The organism is Candidatus Cryosericum odellii (assembly GCF_003570935.1).
Classification (GTDB): domain Bacteria; phylum Caldisericota; class Caldisericia; order Cryosericales; family Cryosericaceae; genus Cryosericum; species Cryosericum odellii.
Genome location: NZ_QXIU01000251.1, coordinates 1 through 2,679, shown reverse-complemented (window position 1 = coordinate 2,679; position 2,679 = coordinate 1). Strand labels below are relative to the sequence as shown.

Annotated in this window: 2 protein-coding genes and 1 pseudogene; all 3 read right to left on the bottom strand. The window is 54.6% G+C overall.

Going from position 1 to position 2,679, the window contains the following annotated elements; genetic code table 11:
- Positions 1 to 2: 2 nt before the first annotated feature.
- The gene (locus SMC5_RS10080) at positions 3 to 731 is read right to left on the bottom strand and encodes a hypothetical protein (protein WP_126850811.1); all 729 of its coding nucleotides are present in this window, start codon (positions 729 to 731) and stop codon (positions 3 to 5) included.
- Positions 732 to 890: 159 nt separating this feature from the next.
- A complete protein-coding gene (locus SMC5_RS10075) occupies positions 891 to 1,505 on the bottom strand; it encodes a hypothetical protein (protein WP_119087195.1) in 615 nt (204 codons plus the stop codon).
- Positions 1,506 to 2,337: 832 nt separating this feature from the next.
- Positions 2,338 to 2,679 (bottom strand): annotated as a pseudogene (locus SMC5_RS11820) (Eco57I restriction-modification methylase domain-containing protein); the annotation flags it as partial.

Here is a 2,679-nt window from a genome sequence, read left to right as displayed (position 1 = left end):
CGTCAAAGCAGGGGCTTGTCCTGTGCGCCCGGTGCGGTGATGTCTGCTAGGCTCCCGCTTTCCCTCGCAAGTTCATCGGGGAGTCCCTGCTTACACAACAGCTGTATCCGTTCAGGCAGGGTTTGAGGTGCAAGCTGGACCCCGAAGATCAGGCCTCCTAGGGCGGTCATGACGTATCCGATCTCAGCCACGGTCTTCAGAGCCAGCAGCAGGGGTTTGCCTGTCGTGAACAGGCCGACCTCGATCCTCGTAGCTCGCTCAGACTTTATCCACCTGCCAACCGCTAATACACCGTCTCGATTGGGATGTCCTCCGTAGCTTACGGTCCTCTCGTACAACTCCTTCACATAAGTGCTTGGCACGATTCCCCCAGTGGGCAAGGCATCGATAAGGTTGGTAATCTTGAACTTGACCTTGAACTGAGTTTTGTTGGACCGAGTGTCGTAGCGTCGTATCCACACTTTGCCAAGATCAGGTGAGCCCACAATGGCGTGAGCATACACAATGCATTCGATGCACATACGCAGGAGAGCATAGCAGGCTGGCAGTTGGCCGGAGAAGACCATATCGACGGCAGCAACAAAGTAGGAAAAGGCGTAGTTGGTGAGCATGAACACGACTCCCGGTTTGCCGGTGAGCCCAGTAATTAGCCCTGGTGTCATCAAGCCGTTGTGCGCGATGATGATCTCCTCGAATGCCGAATACCAGCTTGGCAGTAATGCAATATTCATCTTGCGATTGTGATCTGCTGCGCCAAGAAGTTCTCGCAGCCCGAAGGCGTTTCTATTGCCGCTTGTTGTCATGTATCGCCTAGCGAGTTCGCCGATGAGACCACTGTCGAGCAACGGCCGAAATCGATACTTCGAGGAGCTGACTGTTCATCACACTGACTATGGCAGGTGGAATAGCAGTCGAATTCCATGGTAGATGATGGGCAGCGACTGAATCAGGACCGCGGAATCTTTCGCTATCGAGACAACCTTGGCGAGACCGGATATGATTCCGGCTGCTGCAAGCCGGTCGCCAGCTTGGAGTTTTGTATTGAGAGTTTCTCGGTTCTTCCGAAGTTCCTGCGATGCGGCCAAGTCAGAGGGTAATTGTCCAACTACTGTGTCGAAGCTGTCTCGCACGATGTTTGCGTCAGCTTCTGAAATGGTGCCGCTGTTCATCTGCACGACTGTAGACTCAATGGCATTGAAATTGCCACCAACGTTGATCGTGTTTGTCTGTATCAGGGATTTCTCCACAGTACGCAGAGCATCCAACGGGGATTCGACGTAATCGGTGCCTTTTGAGGTTAGGGCCAGCAGCGCCTGAACCGTCCCTACCCATTGGGCTGTCAACAGGCCTGCGCTCTGAAGATACCGCAGATCTGGAAGCATCGCGTCATGGTCGACTCCAATAGTCTCGGCGACTTGGATCGAAGGGAAGACGGAGCTGGTAGGTCTTTGGCGGCTGAGATAGTAAATGGCCGCAAGAATCTTCAGGTACTTGTCATCAATCACTTTGGCCTCCTTGGTCCGGGTTCACTCCTCCGAGTATCTCCTCTTTCTTGGGCGAGAGTTCATACAGCCGGAAGACAAGGGAGTCGATGGCGCGATCGACGGCAGCGATCTGCAGCTGAAGGCTAGCTTCTCACTTGCTGCTACTCCAGCCATGTCAGCTTCTGTGAGAGTGCGGCACAAGTTCCGGGGGGACAGACCACACGCGACGGCCTACCTGTTTACCAGTGGAGCGCAGCGTGAACGTGAACTGCTTGCTCGCACACCCCACGTTTGACAAATACTGTGCAAGAGTCTGGTCTTTGATGTCCTGATGCCGCGTGTAGTACAACCACTTCTTCAGCGACTCAAGAGAAATGTACACGTAGTCATCCTTTAGAAACGGCCCGCCTAATGTCATTGCTTCGTTGGCGTCTTCTCCAATCTTAGCTGCCAGCAAATACTCTCTCACAAAAGATTTGGTGCTGTCCTCGAACTGTCCGTCCGTGATACCCTCTGCTGTTTCAGCACACTTGACGATAAGGGTCGCGATCTTCCTCCACTGCTGTCGGTCAAAATCGGGGATCATCTCGCCGACCGTGCTTAGTACCTTGTTGGAGAACTTCCGGAGCTGAACGATGACATCGACTGTTCCGATACGTACGCGACGCGACCCGTTGACCTCCATCCAGAACATCGGGTCGGGGTCAACGTCGTCCTTGACAATGCGGTCGATGTGAAAACCAAGCATGTCGCTGAGATGGCCGAGCATCTCCTGATGTGCTTCCGCAGTCGTTGTGCCGGGCGTTTCCGGATCTCCGAGCGTGGAACACGACTGGGAAATTAAGTCCTCAATGCTCTCCTCGGCATATTTGTCGAACGCGCCATGCAGGATTGCCTCACGGGAGAAGGTGCTGGTGAGGAAGGCCCACTTGTCGGGGTACGCCTCGAAGGTGAAGTACTGGATTCGCGCGGCCGAGGCTCCGTCGTTTGGGTTGGGCTTGATGCGCGTGTCGTAGACGGCAAACTCACGGAAGTTCGTCAGAATGGACAGCGGCAGTCTGATTGAGTACGCATAGCGGCGCAGCTGATAGGCGGGACTGGGGTCGGAACGGAGGTCGACTGACGGTTTCTTGGCCTCCAAGAAGAACTTGCGGCTGCCGCCGATACGAAAGCAGTAATCAGGGGCTTTGGTGCC